Raw genomic sequence first — 19,503 nt, forward strand, 5'->3', positions numbered from 1 at the left:
CAGCCCCCACACGCCCACCGACGGGATTGCCGATCACCACCAACAACGAAGATCAACAACCCCGCTAGCAAGCACCCACCGGCGGATCCGGGCTACAGCGGCACAAAGCACTCACGGATTCGTAATGCGCGGCGGGCTCCAGCGGGGCTCGTCCGTGCCGTAGGCGTGAATGAAGGGCCAGGTCAGGGGTTTTCCGCCGATCCGGCCGGGCGGGGCGACCGCGGTGATCCGGCCGCCCGGGGAGTCGAGTCCGGTCAGCCAGCGTTCGGCGTCCGCCGGCACCGGCGGGCGTTCCGCGCGGGGTAGGCCGAGGAGCCAGTGCGCGGTCCGGGCCAGGGAGAGTTCGCGCAGCCAGGTGCCACCGGACTCGGATTGCCGCCGCAGGCCGTCGAGCACCGCCGCCGCGCAGAGGTAGCCGGTGCCGTGGTCGAGCAACTGGCAGGGCAGCGCGCCTGGTCTGTCCGATGTGGACTCGACGGTGGCGACTCCGGAGGCCGCCTGCACGATGCTGTCGAAGCCGCGCCGCTCGCCCCACGGCCCGGCCGTTCCCCAAGCCGACAGCGAGACCACCACCAGGCCAGGATTCCGTTCGGCGAGCTCCTCGGCGCCGAGCCCGAAGCGGCGGAGCGCGCCCGGCCGGTAGCCGTGCACGAGCACATCGGCCCCGGCCAGCAGTTCGTGAAGCAGCGCAAGGCCTTCCGGCTCATCCGCGTCGACCACGGCGGTGCGCTTGCCGAGCAGCGTGTCGTAGCTGCCGGGGCGTTCCGGGCGGTGCGGCGGGTCGATGCGCAGCACGTCCGCGCCGAGTGCCGCGAGGAAGCGGGTGCACACCGGTCCGGCGATCACCCGCGTCAGGTCGAGCACCCGGATCCGGTCTCCCCGGCTCCGCGGCGCGGCGTTGCCGATCCGGTCCGTCCCGACGAGCGGCTGCGCCGCGACGGCCCGCCCCGGCGGCTCGGCCAGCCATTCCTGCGGAGTGCGCACGGCGGCGGCGATCCCGCCGGCCTCGACCACGCGTGATTCCACCTCGCGCGCCGGGAGTTCGCCGATCGCCGACGCCACGGCCGCGACGTCATCGGGCGTGCCGAGCGCGCGCACCAGCGCTTCGCGGTGCCAGGGGTAGTTGCCGTGCGTGCGGACCCAGCCGTCCGCGGTTCGCCAGAACCGCGACATCGACGCGAAGCCGTCCAGCGGCGGCTCGCCGTCGAGCCGGAGGTGGGCCTCGCTGCGCATCGCGGCGGCGACGTGCCCGGTCGCGAGCTCGACGGGCCGCCGGGTCGACGTGAGCAGCGCCGCGCCGACGCAGGCGATCGCGGTGTCCTCCACCGGCAGTCGCGATGCGAGGTGCCCGAGCTCGCCGGCCACGGCCAGCTCGGCGGGATCGCGATCGACCCCGAGTGTTCCCAGCGCTTCCGACAACGGGTTCAGCCAGGGCTCCATGGCCAGATCCTCGGTGCTCGAAGCGGCCACCGCAGCAGGTCCGGCCGAAGATCACAGGTTCCGGATTCCGGAGTATCGCTCGGTCTAGCGATTTCCCTAGACGAGCGGATATCCGTCGAGCGCCAACACACCCATCGCGGTTTCTCGCCGAATATCGAATCAGCGCTAGACGACTGGATAAAGTCCGAGGAATGGACCCGGTCCGCAACCCCTTCGCCCCCGGCGCCGGACAGCGGCCGCCCGAACTGGCCGGCCGGGATCGCGAGGTCGACGCCTTCGACGTCGTGCTCGAACGAGTCGCGCGCGGTCGCCCGGAGCGCAGCCTCGTGCTCACCGGCCTGCGCGGCGTCGGCAAGACGGTGCTGCTCGGCGAGCTGCGTTCGATGGCGGTCAAGCGCGGTTGGGGCGCGGGCAAGGTGGAGGCCCGCCCGGAGGCCGGGCTGCGGCGCCCGCTGTCCGCCGCGCTGCACCGCGCGATCCGCGATCTCGCCGTCCGGCACCGCGCCCCGGACCGCGTCGAGGAAGTGCTCGCCGTCCTGAAGGCGTTCGCGCTGAAGGCGAATCCGGACGGCGCGAAGCTGCGGGACCGCTGGCAGCCGGGCATCGACGTGCCCGCCGCCCAGGGCCGGGCCGACTCCGGGGACATCGAGATCGACCTGGTCGAGCTGTTCACCGAGGTCGCCGAGTTGGCCGCGGACGTCGGCACCGGCATCGCGCTGCTGATCGACGAGATGCAGGACGTGCAGCCCGCCGACGTCTCGGCGCTGTGCGCGGCCTGCCACGAGCTGTCCCAGTCCGGCGCGCCGCTGGTGGTCGTCGGCGCGGGGCTGCCGCACTTGCCCGCCGTGCTGTCGGCCAGCAAGTCCTACTCCGAGCGGCTGTTCCGCTACGTGCGGATCGACCGGCTGGACCGCTCGGACGCCGACCGCGCCGTCGTCGCTCCCATCGAGCGCGAGGACGCCGAGATCACCCCGGCAGCCCTGGACGCCCTGTTCACGATCTCCGGTGGCTACCCGTACTTCGTGCAGTCCTACGGCAAGGCGACCTGGGACGCGGCGGTGCGCGCGGAGATCAGCGACGAGGACGTGCGGCTGGCGGCGCCGGAGGCGGAGACCGAGCTCGCGGTCGGATTCTTCGGCTCCCGCTACGAGCGGGCCACGCCCGCCGAGCGCGAGTACCTGCGGGCGATGGCGGAGCTCGTCGAGGGCCGTGACGAGCCGGCGCCGACGGCGTCCATCGCGGAGTACCTGGAGCGCCGCCCGTCCTCGCTGTCCCCGGCGCGCGACAGCCTGATCAAGAAGGGCCTGGTGTACTCGGGCGAACGCGGCCTGATCGCGTTCACCGTCCCGCACTTCGGCCGCTACCTGCTCACGCAGGAATAGCCCGGAAGAACCGGTTGGCGCTCGGCCGGAACATCGCCACCAGCGCGCTGGCCACGGCGATCACGTGCAGCGCGCGGACCAGGAGGAAGGCGAGCTGCCAGGCGTCCGCGGGTGCGGCGATCCCGCCGCCGGTCAGCGCCGAGGCGAGCGGCGGCCCGACCATGCTCAGCATCCCGATGCCGCCGAGCAGCACGGCCAGCACGAAACGCACCCAGTTCTGGCCGCTGCGGAGCCGGAGCACCAGGGCGGCGAGGGCGGCGTAGATGAGCATCCGGACGGCGGCCTGCAGCAGCAGCGGGTCGAGGCCTGGACGACGTGGATCAGCGTTTCGACGACGCCGGCGCCCACGGCGATCAGCCAGAGCAGGATCGAGTTCCGCACGGCGGCGGGTTGTTCGCGCGCGGTCGGCCCCTTCCGAGAGATGATCACCTCGGAGTGTGCTGCGCGGATCGCCGCAGCTCATCGGGCGTTCTCCCGGAGATGTCCCCTAGTGGGCCGGGCTGTCGCTACATCTTTCTAGGCTTATCTAGATCAGCTGCTAGAGAGCTGTATAAAGACCGATGGCGTCGCTGGTCCGAGTTGGATCACGGGTGACCTGAGACACATGTCGACATGTGTGTAACGGGAAGCCGTCGGGCGTCGATATTCAGGATGACCCCGCGGTGCTGTCGGACCCCCGACCTGGCAGCATCGCGGGGCTTTCCAAATCCGGCACTCCGCCGGTATCGGGCATCTCGCCCACCTACTACCTGAAACCAGCCGAACCCGGCGTTATTCCCGGGTCCCCCGGTGAACCGTCGTGCGCGAAGGGAGTCGCGAATGGAAGCCGTCATCGTCCTGGTCGGCGCCCTGGTCCCCACCTTGGCGGCCACCGCCTTCTACGTCCGCGATCGCAACCGCCTCTGACCCGCGGCCGGGCGGGTCGGTCCAATCCGCCGACTCCCCGCGACCGCGTGCTGTTGACTGCGGGCGTGCGTGTTGAGCAGCGGCGCGCTCCCGAGCGCAGGTCCGGGAAAGGCGTGGGCGCAGGCCTGCTCGCGGCCGCGGTGATCACGCCGCTCCTGACGGCGGTCGAGTACTTCGTCGTCAGTGCGGCGTGGGCTGCCTGCCTCACCGACACCGAGCGCTACGGGTTCGCGCTGATGCTGTCGGTTCCGGTGCTGTTCGTGCTCAACGTCTTCGTGTCCGGGGTGACCTTCCCGCTGATCTGCTCCGCCGCGCGCAGGCTCAGGCACCCGCGGACGGCGGCCGTCGCCGGCATCGCGCTGGTCGTCGCGGTGGCGTTCTACGCGGAGGTCGGGGCGGTGTACTCCTACTGGGCCGAGCCGGCCCAGCTCGGCGAGTGCGCCGACCACGTCCCGCCGTGGTGGCCCTCCTGGACCCGGGGCTGACCGGTCCGAGGAGTGAGACGCGACTCGGGACGCCGCACCCGTCGGAACACCGTCCGGCGGCGTGTTGTTGACTGCGGGCGTGAGTGCTGAGCAGCAGAAACGCCGTGCCCGTGTCCGCGCCCCCGAGCTGATCGGCCGCCAGTGGCTGAACACCGGCGGCGAGGACCTCAAGCTTGCCGACTTCCGCGGCAAGGTCCTCGTCCTCGACTTCTGGACGTTCTGCTGCATCAACTGCTTGCACGTGCTCGACGAGCTGCGGCCCTTGGAGGCCGAGTTCGCCGAGGAGGTCGTCACCGTCGGCGTGCACTCGCCGAAGTTCGAGCACGAGGCCGATCCGGATGCGCTGGTCGCCGCCGTCGAGCGCTACGCCGTGCACCACCCGGTGCTCGACGACCCGGAGCTGACCACCTGGCAGAACTACGCGGTCAAGGCCTGGCCGACGCTGGTCGTCGTAGACCCCGAGGGCTACGTCGTGCACGTCGCCGCTGGTGAGGGGCACGTCGAGGCCCTGCGCAGCGTGATCACCGAGATCATCGCCGAACACGAGGCCAAGGGCACGCTGCACCGGGGGAACGGCCCTTACGTGCCGCCGGAGGCGCCCGGGACCACGCTCCGCTTCCCCGGCAAGGTCATCGCCCTGCCGAGCGGGAACCTGCTGGTGTCGGACTCCGCGAACCACTCGCTGGTCGAGTTCGCCGCCGACGGCGAGACCGTGGTGCGCCGCATCGGCGCTGGTCGGCGCGGTCGGGCGGACGGCGCTGCCGCCGAGTTCTCCGAGCCCGCCGGTCTCGCGCTGCTGCCGCAGCACGTCGCCGAGCAGGTCGGCTACGACGTCGTGGTCGCCGACACCGTCAACCACCTGCTGCGCGGCGTCCGGCTCGCGGACGGCGAGGTCACCACCCTGGCCGGGACCGGCGAGCAGTGGCGCGACGGCGCCGACGGCGGAGCCGCGCTGGAGACGCCGCTGACCAGCCCCTGGGACGTCGCCTGGTGGGAACCGGCCGGCGGCGTCGTGATCGCGATGGCGGGCAACCACACGCTCGGCCTGTTCGACCCGGTCGCGGGCGAGATCCGGCGGTTCGCCGGGACGACGGTCGAGGGCCTGCGCGACGGAGCCGCCGACGAGGCGTTCTTCGCACAGCCGTCCGGGCTGGCCGACGGCGGTGACCGGCTCTGGCTGGCCGACTCCGAGACCTCCGCGCTGCGCTGGATCGAGACCGCGGGCGATGGCTTCGAGGTCCGCACGGCCGTCGGCACCGGGCTGTTCGACTTCGGCCACGCCGACGGCCCCGCCGAGAAAGCGCTGTTCCAGCACCCGCTCGGCGTCGCGATCCTGCCCGACGGTTCGGTCGCGGTCTGCGACACCTACAACGGCGCCGTCCGGCGCTACGAGCCGACGACCGGCGAGGTGTCGACGCTGGCCACCGACGTCGCGGAGCCCTCCGGCGCCGCGGTGGTGGACGGGGAACTCGTCGTGGTCGCCTCCGCCGCGCACCGGCTTGAGCGGCCGGTCCCGCCGGGCGTCGCGGCACGCCTCGTCGAGGGGGCGTCGCAGCAGGTCAAGCGGCCGGCCACGGAGATCGGCAGCGGCGCGGTCGAGCTCGCCGTGGTGTTCACGCCGCCGCCGGGCACCAAGCTGGACGAGCGCTACGGGCCGTCGACCCGGCTGGAGATCACCTCGTCGCCGGCGGAACTGCTGGTCGAAGGCGCCGGCGTGGGCACCGATCTGACGCGGCGCCTGGTGCTGGCCGAGGGCATCGAACAGGGCGTGCTGCACGTCGTGGCGCAGGCCGCCAGCTGCGACGACGACCCGTCGGTCGAGCACCCGGCCTGCCGCCTGACCAGGCAGGACTGGGGCGTGCCAATCAAGATCGCGGCCGCCGGGCCGAAGCGGTTGCCGCTAGTGATGGGCGGCCTTGACGCCGAGGCGTGATTTCGCGGCCCCGGTGGATCACCGCACCGGGTGTTGACAGGGGCCGTCGGGCACGCCGCGTGCTCGCGTTTCCGCAGGTAGATGCTCATGCGCGGTTTGGAGCGTTATGACACTCCAAACCGCTCACGAGTACTTGACCAGCGGAAACGGTTGGTGGCACCGGTGGATCCGCGTGGCGGGCACGGAAAGCCCTGCCCTGGCCGGTTGGTCGCCCGACGGCGGCAAGTAAACTTTTCGGGTGACCGATGCCAAGCTCGAAATCCAGATGCTGCACGACCGGGTCATGGTGCGCATCTCCCCGGAATCCGGCGAACGCCGCAGCAGCGGCGGCATCGTGATTCCGGCGACCGCCCAGGTGGCCAAGCGGCTGCTGTGGGGCGAGGTCTTCGGCGTGGGCAGTCACGTGCGCACGGTGAAGGTCGGCGACCAGGTGTTGTTCAACCCCGACGAGCAGTTCGAGGTCGAGGTCCAGGGCCAGGCCTACCTCGTGATGCGGGAGCGGGACCTGCACGCCGTTGCCAGCGAACGCACCGAACAAGGCACCGGGCTGTACCTGTAGTCGACGCGGCCTTCCCTCGCGGAGCCGGCCGCCGATATCGTCACGCGCCCCACCGCACGACCGACACGAGAAGGGGAAGCGGTGCCGGAAAACCACGATCATCGAAGCGGTGCCGAGCCGTCGACCGAACGGATGCGCACCGACCCGGAACGTTCCGGCGAGGCCCAGCCGGAGACCAGCGTCGAGCAGACCACCCGGATCCCAGCGGTGCGGGCCGACTTCGACGAACGCACCCGCCCCAACCTGTCGGGCGCCGCGAAGCCGGGAGCCCAGCAGCCGGCACCGGAGTCCGACGCAGAGCGGACCGCCCAGATCGCCGCGGTGCCCGCCGACTTCTCCACGTTCCGCATCGAGCCCCAGGCGATCCCGCAGGCCGGCGCCCAGCCCGGCGGCTGGACCGCCGCGACCCCGCCGCCGTCCGACGCCGACAAGAAGCGCCGCGGCCTGATCCGCGCCGGCATCGCCGCCGGCGCCGTGGTCGGGGTGCTGGCGCTGCTCTACGTCGGTGACCTGGTCTTCACCAGCGGCCAGGTGCCGCGCGGCACGGTGGTGGCCGGCGTCGACATCGGCGGTCTGGACGAGACCGCCGCCGAGACGGAGCTCCGCGAGAAGCTCGGCCCGGGCCTCAACGAGCCCGTCGAGCTGCGGGTCGGCGACCGTACCGCCACGATCAACCCGGAGCAGTCCGGGCTGCAGATGGACTGGACGGCGACCGTCCAGCAGGCGGGCAGCCAGCCGCTGAACCCGTTCACCCGGATTGCCTCGCTGTTCACCACGAGCGAGGTCGCCCCGGTCAGCCACGGCGACCGCGAGCAGCTGGTCCAGGCGCTGGAGCAGGTCCGGCCGCAGCTGGACCGGGCCCCGGCCGAGGGCGCCATCCGGTTCGAGGGCACCAAGCCGGTCGCCGTCGACCCGATCACCGGGCAGACCATCGACGTGCAGCGGGCCACCGACGAGGTGCTCAACCACTGGGCGGACGACGTCGCCGTGCAGGTGCCCTTCGATGAGCAGCCGGTCAGCACGACCAGCGAGGGCGTGCAGCGGGCGCTGCGCGAGGTCGCGCAGCCCGCGGTGTCCGCGCCGGTGACGGTGCGCGGCCAGGGCAAGGACGCGACCCTGGCGCCCGCGGCGATCGCCGCGGCGCTGCGGTTCGAGCCGGACGGCGCCGGCGGGCTGAAGTCCCACGTGGACCTGCCGGCCGCGATCGGCAGCGTCGAACCGCAGCTGGCCGACACGATCAAGCCCGGCAAGGACGCCGAGATCGTCCTGGAAGGCGGCGCGCCGGTGGTCCGGCCGTCCACCGACGGCATCGGCGTCGACTGGAACAAGAGCTTCGAGCGGATCGACGAGGTGCTCCGCAGGCCGCAGGACCGCGCCGTGCAGGCCATCTACGTGCACGAACCCGCCAAGTTCACCACCGAGCAGGCCAACCAGATGGGCATCCGCGAGGTGGTCGGCGAGTTCACCACCGGCGGGTTCGAGGCCGCGTCCGGGGTGAACATCCGGCGGACCGCCGAGCAGGTCAACGGCGCGATCATCAAGCCGGGCGAGGTCTTCAGCCTCAACGGGCACACCGGGCCGCGCGGGATCCCGCAGGGCTACGTCGAGTCCGGGATCATCGAGAACGGCCGCCCGGGCCGGGCCGTCGGCGGCGGCATCTCGCAGTTCGCCACGACGCTGTACAACGCCTCGTACTTCGCCGGCATGCAGAACGTCGAGCACAAGGCGCACAGCTACTACATCAGCCGCTACCCGGCGGGCCGCGAGGCCACCGTGTTCCAGAGCCCCAGCGGCGCGAGCATCATCGACGTCAAGTTCAAGAACGTCGCCAAGAGCGGGATCATGATCACCACCCGCTGGACGCCGTCGTCGATCACGGTGCAGCTCTGGGGCACCAAGCAGTTCGACGTGTCCTCGCAGACCGGCGAGCGGACCAGCCCCACGCAGCCGCAGGAGAAGGTCGTGCCGCCGGGCGAGCCGTGCAGCCCGAGCAAGGGCTCGCCGGGCTTCTCGGTGAACGACACCCGGACCATCAAGGACGTGACCACCGGCCGGGTGCGCACCGAGACCCAGCACACCGTCTACAACCCGCAGCCGATCATCCACTGCGGCGCGCCGCCGGGCGGAGCGCCCGCCCCGCCGGGCTGACGGCGAGTCGCCGACGAGCGGTCGTCCCGGTTCCCCGGGGCGACCGCTCTCGCGTTTCAGCGGGTGGTCGCGACGAGCAGGCCGGGGTGGTCGGTGCCGTCGATCGGGATCGTCTCGGCGTGCTCCAACCGGAACACGTCCATCGCGAGCACGTGCTGCACGCTGCCGTCGTCCGTGCGGTACCAGCCGTCGGGCACGCAGCCCTGCACGTCGGGGTTGCCGCCGGCGACCAGGTTCAGGTCTCCGCCGATCACCGACTCGGCGCCGAGCGCGGTCGCGACGCCGGAGAGCTCCCGGCACTGCTCGGCCGCGACCTGGCCGTCGCTCGCGGACAGGTGCGTGGTGCACGCGGCGACCTTGGAGTACGGCACGCACAGCAGCACCCGCTGCTCGTTGCCGCCGTCCTGCGCCGCGTACTGCCGCTCGACGGCCTCGCCCGCGGCCCCGAGATCGGGGTGGGTCAGGATGGCGACGCCGTAGTCGCCGCGCCCGTCCTTGCAGGCGAACGGGCTGCCGGTCGCCTTGTCGCCGACCGGGGCGAACGCCCAGCGGTAGCCCGTTTCGTGCGTCATGCGGGTGATGTCCGGGGCGCAGACCTCGTTGATCGTCACCACGTCCGGCCGGCGCTGCTGGATCGCGGCGATCGCCGAGTCGACCGACTTGCCCTCCGCGTAGCAGTCGGCGAAGCCGCTGTTGCAGATGTTGAGCTGGAGCACGGTGAAGGGCTGGACCGCCGTGGTCTGCGCCTGGGCGACCGGGACGGCGACGGCGGCGAGCGCGGCCAATGCCGCTGCGATCCACAGCGCGGCCGATCGGCGCAGGCCGGCACGCTTCATCGGGACCTCCTCAGGGCTCTCGGCGCCGCGGGGTCGGCACCCGTCGAAAGTCTGCTCACCAGCGAATATCCGCTCGACCGCCGGATGGGGTAGTGGCGACTTCTCGTCAAGTGCACCCGTCCGGACACGTTGCGTGTACGAGCAGTGATCGTCCGCAGGGGTCTCGCGAGCGCGTTCCGGAGCCCGTCGAGCACTCCCTGTTGACCAGTGGCACACACCACATGAGACTGAGTGCCATTCGGCAGTAGCGGGCGACAACCCGCACGAACAGGGGAGGTTCGGCGGAATATCTTTCGTCTTCGCCCCGGTCCGCTGGCAGGTTTCCGATCACCGGCCGGTCCGCGACCGGGCGCGGACCGAAAACTTGATGGCTTCGCAACACTCAGCATTGGGATTACGCCCGAACGAGTGGCACCATTCGAACACTCGCGTTCTCACCTACTAGGAGTGACATCGTGGCGCGTCGCAGAACACTACGAGCGATGGCTCTGCTGCCCGCTCTGGCCCTGGCCACCGCCGTCGCGGCGGGCTGTGCCGAGTCCACCACCGGCGGTGGGGGCACGGCGGACGGCGGCGTGGAGGTGATCAAGCCGGGCATCCTCACGACCTGCACGCACATGGACTACAAGCCCTTCCAGTTCCACGACCAGGGGAAGATCGTCGGCTTCGACGTCGACCTCGTCGACGCGATCGCCGCGGACATGGGCCTGAAGCAGGAAATCCTGGATACCCCGTTCGAGGGCATCCAGTCCGGTGAGGATCTCAACACGCGGCGCTGCGACGTGGCCGCCGCGGCCATGAGCATCACGCCGGCCCGCGAGGAGAACTTCGACTTCTCCGACCCGTACTTCGACTCCACCCAGGCGCTGATGACGAAGAAGGGCTCGGGCATCCGGAGCCTGGCTGACCTGCGCGGCAAGAAGCTGGGCGTCCAGCTGGCCACCACCGGTGAGAAGTACGCGAACGAGAACAAGGACGCCAACGGCTACGAGGTCGTCCAGTTCGAGGACCTGCCGCTGTCGGTGACCGCGGTGGAGACCGGCCAGGTCGACGCGGCGATCAACGACAACAGCGTCTTCGGCGACTTCGTCAAGAGCAACCCGAACGTCGAGATCACCAACGAGTTCAGCACCGGCGACCAGTACGGCATCGGCATGGCCACCGGCAACACGGCGCTGAAGGACCGGGTCAACGCCGCGCTGAAGAAGCTCAAGGAAAACGGCGAGTACGACAAGATCTACGAGAAGTGGTTCGGCAAGAAGCCGCAGTGACGGTTGGTGGCTGGTTTGCGCAGGTGGTCACCTAGCGGAACCTCAGACGCCGTCTCGACTGCGGGATCCCCGACTTGTGTATGGACCAATACGCGGCATCGGGGCAGGTCCTCGCAGAGAACCCCTTACGGGGTGGGCACCGTCTGAGAACCCGCGGGTGGTCGACCTGCGTAGGTGGTCGGAAGCGGCTTCGCCGCTGCCTGACGGCAACCACAGCCGAGTACGTCGAACTACCGATCTGTGCGATCGGATGGCGAGCAACGCGCTCCAATGCCAACGGACGGGGTCGGCGGGTGCTCCACCGCCGGCCCCGAACACTGATCAGGAGACTTCATGACAACCGACACCGAGCGGCCCAAGTCAGGGCTGGGCCGGCGGCAGAAGGCCCGGCTCAACCGCGGCATCCAGTACGCCGTGCTGATCGTGGTCATCATCGTGGTGGCCGTGGTCGCGGACTGGAACTCCATCGCGCGGGCGTTCTTCAACGTCGACGTGGCGATGGCGCAGTTCCCCGCCGTGATCACCACGGCGCTGGTCAACACCATCATCTACACCGCGCTCGGCTTCGGGTTCGGCCTCGGGCTGGGCATCCTGCTGGCGTTGATGAAGATGTCGCCGGTCGGCCCGTACCGGTGGATCGCCACCGGCTACATCGAGCTGTTCCGCGGCCTGCCCGCGCTGCTGGTGTTCATCGCGCTGGGCTTCGGCGTGCCGATCGCCTTCCAGCTGCGGTTCGACATCTACTCCACGGTGATGCTGGCGCTCGGCTTGGTCGGCGCGGCCTACATGGCCGAGACCATCCGCGCCGGCGTCCAGGCGGTGCCGAAGGGGCAGATCGAGGCGGCCCGATCGCTGGGCATGTCGCCGACCCGGACCATGATCACCGTGGTGATGCCGCAGGCGCTCCGGATCATCCTGCCGCCGCTGACCAACGAGCTGATCCTGCTGACCAAGGACTCGTCGCTGGTCTACCTGCTCGGCCTGGCCGCCAACGAGTACGAGCTGGCGAAGTTCGGCCGTGCCGCGCTGAACGAGTACGCATCGCTCACGCCGCTGCTGGTGGCCGGGCTGTGCTACCTGATCATCACCATTCCGCTGTCCCGGGTTTCGGACCTGCTGGAGCGCAAGTACGGCGGCGGGGCGCGGACCAAGGGGGCCAAGGCATGAGCGACGTGATGATCGAGATCAACGGGCTGAGCAAGTCGTTCGGCTCCCTGGAAGTGTTGCGCGGCATCGACCTGGAGGTGGCGCGCGGCGAGGTCGTCTGCGTCATCGGCCCGTCCGGCTCCGGCAAGTCCACCCTGCTGCGCTGCGTGAACCTCCTGGAGGAGCCGACCGCGGGCAAGGTCGTGGTGGACGGCACCGACCTCACAGACCCGGACACCGACCTGGACGGTGCCCGCCGGCACATCGGCATGGTGTTCCAGCAGTTCAACCTGTTCGCGCACCTGCACGTGCTGGACAACCTGACCGTGGCGCAGCGCAAGGTGCTGGGCCGGGACAAGGCGACGGCGGAGAAGGTCGCGCGGGAGAACCTGGAGCGGGTCGGGCTGTCGGACAAAGCCGACGCCATGCCCGCGCAGCTCTCCGGCGGCCAGCAGCAGCGGGTCGCGATCGCGCGGGCGCTGTCGATGAACCCGCAGGTCATGCTGTTCGACGAGCCGACATCGGCGCTGGACCCGGAGCTGGTCGGCGACGTGCTCGGCGTGATGCGGCAGCTCGCCGACGAGGGCATGACGATGCTCGTGGTCACCCACGAGATGCAGTTCGCCCGCGAGGTGGCCGACCGGGTGCTGTTCATGGACGGCGGCGGGATCATCGAGCAGGGGCCGCCGGCCGAGGTGATCGGCGCGCCGAAGGAGGAGCGCACCCGCACCTTCCTCGCCCGCGTCCTCGACCCGACCCACACCCACTCCGCCCCGGAGTGATCTGGCGGCAGGACCGCGCGAACGGCCCGTTCACCTCGTACCGCGAGGAGAACGGGCCGTTCGCTCGTTCCGGGCCGAGGTTTCACGTGGAACCGAATAGGCCATCCGGCTGCACTCCGCGGCGCATCGCAACCAACGGTTGTGATCACACGTCGGAGTTCTACAGAGGATGTTCCAGGCTCGTTCTGCTTGGCGGTGCGGGTGGCGGAACCTCAGGTGCCTTCTCGCTGTGGGATCCCCGACTCATGAATGCCAATTCACCACGTCGGGGCTGTCCTCGCGAGAAGACACCTGAGAACCCGCGGCGGTGCCGGTTGCGTAGATGGGCTAAGCGGCTGCGCCGCTTCAAAGACAACCTCTGGAGGTAGTTGATCGACTACCTTTTCGGGTGATCAAGTTGATCAGCTGGTCGGGGACTAGGTCGGGGGCGAGGGTGCCGGTCGTCAAGCCGTGGGACAGCAACGGTCCGCTCACCGCTGCGGAGCAGCGGTTCGAGGAACTGCTCCGGCAGGGCAGAGCCGACCGCGTGACCCCGGGCGCCGTCCCGCCGCTGGACGTGCACGCAGTGCGGCACTCCCAGGACCGCGAGATCCGCGGCGAGTACCTCGCCCGCCGCCTGGTCGAGTCGCTGGAGGAACCCGGCTGGCGGCCGTTCTCCCGGCGCAGCGGCGGCCAGCAGCAGGTCATCGCCATCGAGGACGCGGTGATCACCGGGCACCTGGACCTGCGCGCCACCGACCTGCCGTACCTGCTGGAATTCGTCCGCTGCCGGTTCGAGCACGCGCCCGACCTGCGGCAGGCGAACATCGCCGGCCTTGTGCTCTGGCACTGCCGGTTCCCTGGCATCGACGCCCGAAACCTCAACACCAGCAACGACACCGTGCTGCGCAACTGCACGAGCATCGGCGGCATCGTCGACCTCGCCGACGCCCAGCTAGGCGGTTCGCTGCTGCTCAACGACAGCGAGCTGCGCAATCCCGGCGGCCGCGCCATCTACGGCGACCGGCTGTCCGTCTCCGGTGCGCTGCTCGGGTTGCGGCTGCAGGTGGCGGGCGAGATCCGCATCCCCGGCGCGAAGGTCGGCGGCAACCTCACGCTCTCCGGCGGGGCGCTGCGCAACCGGGGCCGGTACGCGTTGAACGCCAACGGGATCCAGATCGGCGGCAGCCTGCGCTGCGACGTCGACCCGCTCACGCGCCGGCCGTTCACCGTCGCCGGGCTGATGTTCCTGCCCAGCGCGCACATCTTCGGCGACCTGCGGCTGCGCGACGCGGTGCTGGAACCGGGCGTCGCGCCCTCGCAGCGCGGCGAATCCCAGTACGACGACCCGACCAGCACGCTCGTCATCGACCGCGGCGACATCCGCGGCGACGTGCAGATCGACCAGGGCTTCCGCAGCGGCGGCACCATCCGGATGGTGAGCGCGAAGGTCGGCGGCGACCTGCGGATGTCCGGCGCGCACATCGACCTGAGCTGGTCGCGCTCCAAGAAGGCGTCGGTCGAGCAGCCGCTGCGCTCGGTGCACATCGACGGCACCGAGATCCTCGGCAACCTGGAGGCGTCGCGGGTCGAGCTGCACGGCCAGGTGCGGATGATCGACGTCCGGGTGCACGGCAGCTTCCAGCTGAACAAGGCCTGCCTGCACGGCCCGCGCACCGACGTGCTGCAGGCCAGCCGGCTCGTGGTCGGCAGCAACCTGGACTGCCGGGAGACCGACGTCGTCGGCTCGATCCAGCTGCAGGGCGCCCAGATCGGCGCCAACGTCGACCTGCGCTCGGCGCACCTGACCAAACCCGCGTGGCACCGCCACCGGATGTCCTACAAGTCCTCCCTGGACCTCCGGGCGGCCCGCATCGCGCGCGACCTGGTGTGCGCGGCGGGCAGCCGGCCGTTCCTCGCCGAGGGCGAGGTGCAGCTGCGGCGCGCCGAGATCGGGCGGCAGGCGAACTTCTGGGGCTGCCGGCTCGGCGACGGCACCAGCCGCAACGCGATCAACGCCTTCGGCCTGGTGGCGCAGGAGCTCACGCTGGTTCCGGAGACCGCGCCGCAGGGCCGGATCATGCTGCGGCAGGCGCAGTGCGAGCTGATCGCGGACAGCGCGTCGCTGTGGGCGGCGTCCGGCGGCGTCGACGTCGAGGACTTCGGGTACGACAACTTCACCACCACCATCGAGCCGACGGACCAGGCCGCGGTGCGGGAGCGGCTCGGCTGGCTGCGCGACAACTCGGGCGGCCGCTACCAGCCCGGGCCGTACGACCAGCTGGCGCGGGTGTTCCGCGGCAACGGCAACGAAGAGCACGCGGTGCTGGTGCTGATCGAGAAGCAGCGTCGCCGCTACCAGGCGATCGCGGCCGCGACCCGGCCCGCGTTCCGGTGGCCGGTGCGGTTGTGGAGCATGCTGCAGCTGATCACGGTCAGCTACGGCTACCGCCCGCTGCGCGCCCTGATCTGGCTGGTGCTGCTGACCGCGGCGGGCACCACCTGGTTCGACCACCACCCGCTGGTCCCGATCAACGAGGAAGACCACCCGGTGTGGAACCCGTTCCTGTACACAGTGGACCAATTGGTGCCGATCATCAACCTCGGTCACGACGTGATGTGGCAGGCGCACGGCAATTCGCAGTGGATCACGGTGGTGCTGATCGCCTCGGGCTGGATCCTGGCGACCACGGTCGCGGCGGGCATCACCAGAGCCCTCCACCGAGAGCTCTAGGTGCCGCTTCAGAAAGGCCCGCCCCGAAGGAAGGAACGCCGTTTTCGAGCGAAAACGGCGCCCGGTGAGCCGGGCATCCACACCTCACGCGTGCCCCCGCCCCATCCTGGAACGACCTCTCAGGCAGTTCCAGGACGGCCCCTGGACGGCCGTGCCCCCCAGGGGTCCGCAATTTCAATGGAAATCGGGCCTTCGATTTCCATTGAAATTGCGGCAGGACACGTTGGGGCGCTCGACGATCGGGTGAATTCTCGCGCCGTGACGATCTTGCCGTGCTAGATCAAGCTGGCCAGTGCCCAGCTCTCGCAGGAGGCCCGCGTGGGATCCCAGCTCGGTCGTCTCGCCCAACTAGGTTCTGCCCTCGCCGTGGCGGGGGCGCTGCTCGCGCCCACCGCGCACGCGGCCGACGAGTTCGAATACGTGGCGATGGGCGATTCGGCGGCCGCCGGGCCGCTCACGCCGAACCCCGACCCGAACCTGCTCTGCTTCCGCTCCAGGGAGAACTACCCGCGGGTGGCGGCCCGGCTGATCGGCGCGAAGCTGACCGACGTCTCCTGCTCGGGCGCGAAGATCGAAGACTTCTCCGGCAGGCAGCACGGCATCATGGCCCCGCAGTACGCCGCGCTCAGCGACCGGACCGACCTGGTGACGGTCACCATCGGCGGCAACGACGTATCGCTGGTGCAGGCGGCGGTTTCGTGCGTGAACCTGCTCCCGGATCCGCTCGGATCGTCCTGCGCGGACGAGTTCACCGCGGGTGGCGGGGACGAGCTCGCGGCACGGATCGACGCGCTCGTGCCGCGCTTCGACGACGCGCTCGCGCAGATCAGGCACCGGGCGCCGAACGCCGAGATCGTGGTGGTCGGCTACGGCACCTACCTCCGGCCGGGCGGCTGCTATCCGAAGGAGCCGGTCTGGGCGCGCGACGCGGACTACATCCAGTCCAGTGTGGACAAATTGAGCGCGATGCTCGGCGAGCGGGCGGCGGCGCACGGCGCGCAGTTCGTCGACCTCGGCCCGGTCAGCGAGGGCCACGACGTCTGCGCGGCCCCGGCGGAGAAGTACTACGAGGGCATGTTCCCGACGTCGGTCGCGGCGCCGCTGCACCCGAACGCCAAGGGCATGCAGGTCTTCGGCCAGACCGTCGCGGAAGCCGTGCAGCACATCCGGTCCTGACCCGACACCGAAGGCCCCCGCACCCGAGCCGTTGCGGGGGCTTTCTGCTGCTACAAGACCGAGTTCCCGCAGATGTGCCCCGGGAAGAACGCCTGCGCCAGCGCTTCGCCCAGCTCGCGGGGCTCGGGCTCGCCGACGTGGCGGCGGAAGCGGTCCAGGTACAGCCCGAGCTGGCACGCCCGGTCGTGCCGGCCGCGCGCGGTCGCCAGCACGAGCGCGTGCTGGATGTTGTCCTCTTCGGTCCGGAACCAGTTCAGCGCCGCCTGCGCCGTCGGCAGGTCGGGCAGCTCGGCGAGCGGGTGCGCGGCCTGCTGCCCGGGCCGCCGCGCCGGACCTTCGACCGCGCGCAGGCCGCTTTCGGCGGCGTGCAGGTAGTAGTCGAGCAGCCGGGTGATCGCGGCCTCCCGGTCGGCCGCGGGCTCCGCCGCGGCGAGGGTCGCCGAGTGGAGCCGGACCAGGTCCTGCCGCCCGTACCGGCCGGGGCCGGTCACGTGCAGCAGGTTGACCGCCACCAGGCTCTCCAGCCGGGCCTGGTTGTCCCGCAGCCTGGTGCCCGCGAGCGCGGCGGCCGCGAAGTAGTCGACCTCGGCGCCGGGATGCTCGCCCAGCAGCCGGAACAGCCGCGCCGACGCGTCGTCGAGCCGCCGGTAGCTGTTGGTCAGGGCGGCGCGGATGCTCCCGCCGGAATCCGGCAGCGACAGCCTGGTCAGCCGGTGGCGCTCGTCGGAGTAGATGTCGGCCAGCGAGCGGATCGTGAAGTGCGGATGGCTGGCGCCGCGGGCGGCGGCGATCCGCAGCGCCAGCGGGAGCCGGTCGCACAGCTCCGCCAGCTCGGCAGCGGCGGCGGGTTCGGCGGCGATCCGCTCGGAGCCGAACAGCAGCCGCAGAACGGCGACCGCCGCCTGCCGGTCTAACACCGGCAGCGACAGCCGGACCGCTCCCTCGGTGGCCGCCAGGTCGTCCAGGCGGCTCCGGCTCGACACCAGCACCACGCAACCCGAGTTGCCGGGCAGCAGCGGGCGGACCTGCGCGGCCGAACGCACGTTGTCGAGGACCACCAGCAGCCGTCGGTCCGCCAGCACCGAGCGGTACAGCGCGGCGCGTTCGTCGAGGTCGTCGGGGATCCGCGCGGCAGGCACCCCGAGCGCGCGGAGGAAACCGCTGAGCGCCTGCGCCGGCGCCACCGGGTCCGCGTCGTCGAACCCGCGGAGGTCGACGAACAGGCAGCCGTCCTCGAAGTCCGCGGCCACCTGGTGCGCCCAGCGCAGCGCGAGCGCGGTCTTGCCGACGCCCGCCGGGCCGGTGAGGATCCGGACCGGGCCGTCGTCGTCCAGCGCCGCGTCCAGCTGCGCGAGTTCGGCGCCGCGGCCGACGAAACCCCGGTTCTCCCTGGGCAATTGCGAGGGAACGGGAGCCGGTGGCCGTCGGTCGTCGGCCCTGAGCACGGTGTGGAAGGCCTCCTGCAGGCCGGTACCGGGGGCGACGCCGAGCTCTTCGGCGAGGCGGATCCGCGTGTCGCGGAAGACGTCGAGCGCCTCGGCCTGCCGACCGGCCTGGTGCAGGCTCAGCACGAGCAGCTCCACCAGGGGTTCGCGCAGCGGCCGCAGCGCGACGGCCTCCCGGAGCTGGTCGATCGCCTCGGCCGCGCGACCGAGCCGGTTCAGCCGCCGGGCCAGCTCGTGCACCGCGGTGAGCACCGACTCGTCCAGCCGGTCCGAGACGTCCCGGCGCAGGCCTTCCGACTCGACGTCGGCCAGGGCCGGGCCGCGGCGCAGGGCGAGTGCGGCGCGCAGCAGGTCGACGGCCTCCTCGTCGGACGCGTTCCTGGCGTCCGCGATCAGGTCCTCGAACCGCGTCACGTCGAGCATCGAGCGGGGCGCGAGCAGCAGGTAGCCGGGGGAACGGGTGACGAGTTCCACGCCGTCGCCGAGGTCCTTGCGCAGCTGGGCGATGTGGCCCTGCAGCGAGGCCCTGGCCGTGGGCGGCGGATGGCCGTTCCAGGCGATGTCCATCAGCCGGTCGACGGAGACGATGCGGTTGAGGTCGATCGCCAGCGCCGCGAGGACATTGCGCCGTTTGGCGGCACTGATGGCCGCCGTTCGGCCGTCCGATCGCAGCAATTCCACCGGGCCCAGCAAGCGAATCCGCGGTTGTGGTCGGGTTCTCGGAGAAGACATCCGCTCCCGATCGAGTCGTTCGTCGGCGAGTGCGCCCGCCAACGCTCGCGTTGGTCCGGCGTTGGTCCGGCGTTGGCGGCGAGTGCGATCATAACCGGGTGATGTTCTGTCTGGGGGATTCATGAGCGAAGACGTGGGAGAACGGGCAAAAGTCGCGCTCGTTCGGTCCGTGTCCGGCGTCAAGCACTTGCGCAAGGCGGTGGAATCGGAAGGCTTGCGCCTGGACCCGGCAGCCGGTGCGGAGATCCGCTCCGCCCTGGAGGATCAGATGTCCACAGTGGACGACTGGTTGGCCAGGTCCGCTTCGCTCACCCAGCACGCGCCGTTGGGGCAGAACCCGGTCGGCGAGGCCATGGCGGCGAAGTTCGCGAACCGCGCCGAAGGCGACGAGAACTCCTTCACGGCAGTGCTCACGAGCTACCGGGAGGTCCTGGAAGAAGCCCGCGACGCCATCGTCGCCGCGATGCGCGAGTACCGGGACATCGAGGAGCACGTGTCGGACTCCTTCCGGAAGCTCGTTTGATGGGACCGGTTTCGGCCGGGCGCACC

At 70.9% G+C, this 19,503-nt stretch carries 15 protein-coding genes; 11 read left to right on the forward strand and 4 right to left on the reverse strand.

Annotated features, from left to right (window positions below):
• Nucleotides 1-111: 111 nt before the first annotated feature.
• The gene (locus AC07FN_RS42590) at nt 112-1,440 is read right to left on the reverse strand and encodes a CoA transferase (protein WP_478400805.1); all 1,329 of its coding nucleotides are present in this window, start codon (nt 1,438-1,440) and stop codon (nt 112-114) included.
• A gap of 191 nt (nt 1,441-1,631) precedes the next feature.
• Between AC07FN_RS42590 and AC07FN_RS42595 the strand changes: the two genes are divergently transcribed.
• Entirely contained in the window at nt 1,632-2,822 is a 1,191-nt protein-coding gene (locus AC07FN_RS42595) for an AAA family ATPase (RefSeq protein WP_478400806.1), read from the forward strand.
• On the opposite strand, the gene AC07FN_RS42600 is transcribed toward AC07FN_RS42595, so the two are convergent.
• The gene (locus AC07FN_RS42600; protein ID WP_478400807.1) at nt 2,809-3,093 is read right to left on the reverse strand and encodes a hypothetical protein; all 285 of its coding nucleotides are present in this window, start codon (nt 3,091-3,093) and stop codon (nt 2,809-2,811) included. The two genes, AC07FN_RS42595 and AC07FN_RS42600, sit on opposite strands and share 14 nt — an antisense overlap.
• A gap of 700 nt (nt 3,094-3,793) precedes the next feature.
• On the opposite strand from AC07FN_RS42600, the gene AC07FN_RS42605 reads away from it, so the two are divergent.
• The 4 genes from AC07FN_RS42605 to AC07FN_RS42620 all read left to right on the forward strand — a co-directional run bounded on the left by AC07FN_RS42605 (nt 3,794) and on the right by AC07FN_RS42620 (nt 8,853).
• On the forward strand, nt 3,794-4,213 hold the full coding sequence (locus tag AC07FN_RS42605) for a hypothetical protein (protein WP_478400808.1): 420 nt from the start codon (nt 3,794-3,796) through the stop codon (nt 4,211-4,213).
• A 79-nt stretch (nt 4,214-4,292) separates the two neighbouring features.
• The gene (locus AC07FN_RS42610) at nt 4,293-6,146 is read left to right on the forward strand and encodes an NHL domain-containing thioredoxin family protein (RefSeq protein WP_478400809.1); all 1,854 of its coding nucleotides are present in this window, start codon (nt 4,293-4,295) and stop codon (nt 6,144-6,146) included.
• Between the two features lie 238 nt (nt 6,147-6,384).
• Nucleotides 6,385-6,705, forward strand: a complete 321-nt coding sequence (locus AC07FN_RS42615) for a GroES family chaperonin (protein ID WP_093260968.1) — start codon at nt 6,385-6,387, stop codon at nt 6,703-6,705.
• Nucleotides 6,706-6,786: 81 nt separating this feature from the next.
• Nucleotides 6,787-8,853 (forward strand): VanW family protein, encoded by a 2,067-nt coding sequence (locus AC07FN_RS42620; RefSeq protein ID WP_478400810.1) that lies wholly within the window; start codon nt 6,787-6,789, stop codon nt 8,851-8,853.
• Nucleotides 8,854-8,909: 56 nt separating this feature from the next.
• Here the strand turns inward: AC07FN_RS42620 and AC07FN_RS42625 are convergent, their stop codons facing one another.
• Nucleotides 8,910-9,689, reverse strand: coding sequence for an endonuclease/exonuclease/phosphatase family protein (locus tag AC07FN_RS42625; RefSeq protein ID WP_478400811.1), 780 nt, complete (start codon nt 9,687-9,689; stop codon nt 8,910-8,912).
• A 482-nt stretch (nt 9,690-10,171) separates the two neighbouring features.
• On the opposite strand from AC07FN_RS42625, the gene AC07FN_RS42630 reads away from it, so the two are divergent.
• The 5 genes from AC07FN_RS42630 (at nt 10,172) to AC07FN_RS42650 (ending at nt 16,777) form a co-directional block, all read left to right on the forward strand.
• Nucleotides 10,172-10,960 carry an ABC transporter substrate-binding protein gene (locus AC07FN_RS42630; protein ID WP_478400812.1) on the forward strand — a complete coding sequence of 263 codons (789 nt, stop codon included), beginning with the start codon at nt 10,172-10,174 and terminating at the stop codon, nt 10,958-10,960.
• A gap of 333 nt (nt 10,961-11,293) precedes the next feature.
• On the forward strand, nt 11,294-12,127 hold the full coding sequence (locus AC07FN_RS42635; protein WP_478400813.1) for an amino acid ABC transporter permease: 834 nt from the start codon (nt 11,294-11,296) through the stop codon (nt 12,125-12,127).
• Nucleotides 12,124-12,888, forward strand: coding sequence for an amino acid ABC transporter ATP-binding protein (locus AC07FN_RS42640; RefSeq protein ID WP_478400814.1), 765 nt, complete (start codon nt 12,124-12,126; stop codon nt 12,886-12,888). Before AC07FN_RS42635 ends, AC07FN_RS42640 begins: the two co-directional genes overlap by 4 nt.
• A 433-nt stretch (nt 12,889-13,321) precedes the next feature.
• Complete coding sequence (locus AC07FN_RS42645) at nt 13,322-15,601, forward strand: oxidoreductase (RefSeq protein WP_478400815.1); 2,280 nt, start codon at nt 13,322-13,324, stop codon at nt 15,599-15,601.
• Nucleotides 15,602-15,919: 318 nt separating this feature from the next.
• Nucleotides 15,920-16,777, forward strand: coding sequence for an SGNH/GDSL hydrolase family protein (locus AC07FN_RS42650; RefSeq protein ID WP_478400816.1), 858 nt, complete (start codon nt 15,920-15,922; stop codon nt 16,775-16,777).
• Between the two features lie 50 nt (nt 16,778-16,827).
• Here the strand turns inward: AC07FN_RS42650 and AC07FN_RS42655 are convergent, their stop codons facing one another.
• A complete protein-coding gene (locus AC07FN_RS42655; RefSeq protein WP_478400817.1) occupies nt 16,828-18,903 on the reverse strand; it encodes an AfsR/SARP family transcriptional regulator in 2,076 nt (691 codons plus the stop codon).
• 172 nt (nt 18,904-19,075) lie between these two features.
• On the opposite strand from AC07FN_RS42655, the gene AC07FN_RS42660 reads away from it, so the two are divergent.
• Nucleotides 19,076-19,477, forward strand: coding sequence for a hypothetical protein (locus AC07FN_RS42660; RefSeq protein ID WP_478400818.1), 402 nt, complete (start codon nt 19,076-19,078; stop codon nt 19,475-19,477).
• Nucleotides 19,478-19,503: the final 26 nt, after the last annotated feature.

Source organism: Saccharopolyspora sp. NPDC045941 (assembly GCF_056431445.1).

Bases quoted from the DNA above. Each gene is read 5' to 3' on its own strand.
- AC07FN_RS42600 (WP_478400807.1), bottom strand. From the start codon at position 3,093: ATGCTCATCTACGCCGCCCTCGCCGCCCTGGTGCTCCGGCTCCGCAGC.
- AC07FN_RS42660 (WP_478400818.1), top strand. From the start codon at position 19,076: ATGAGCGAAGACGTGGGAGAACGGGCAAAAGTCGCGCTCGTTCGGTCC.
- AC07FN_RS42595 (WP_478400806.1), top strand. From the start codon at position 1,632: ATGGACCCGGTCCGCAACCCCTTCGCCCCCGGCGCCGGACAGCGGCCG.
- AC07FN_RS42640 (WP_478400814.1), top strand. From the start codon at position 12,124: ATGAGCGACGTGATGATCGAGATCAACGGGCTGAGCAAGTCGTTCGGC.
- AC07FN_RS42625 (WP_478400811.1), bottom strand. From the start codon at position 9,689: ATGAAGCGTGCCGGCCTGCGCCGATCGGCCGCGCTGTGGATCGCAGCG.
- AC07FN_RS42635 (WP_478400813.1), top strand. From the start codon at position 11,294: ATGACAACCGACACCGAGCGGCCCAAGTCAGGGCTGGGCCGGCGGCAG.
- AC07FN_RS42590 (WP_478400805.1), bottom strand. From the start codon at position 1,440: ATGGAGCCCTGGCTGAACCCGTTGTCGGAAGCGCTGGGAACACTCGGG.
- AC07FN_RS42630 (WP_478400812.1), top strand. From the start codon at position 10,172: ATGGCTCTGCTGCCCGCTCTGGCCCTGGCCACCGCCGTCGCGGCGGGC.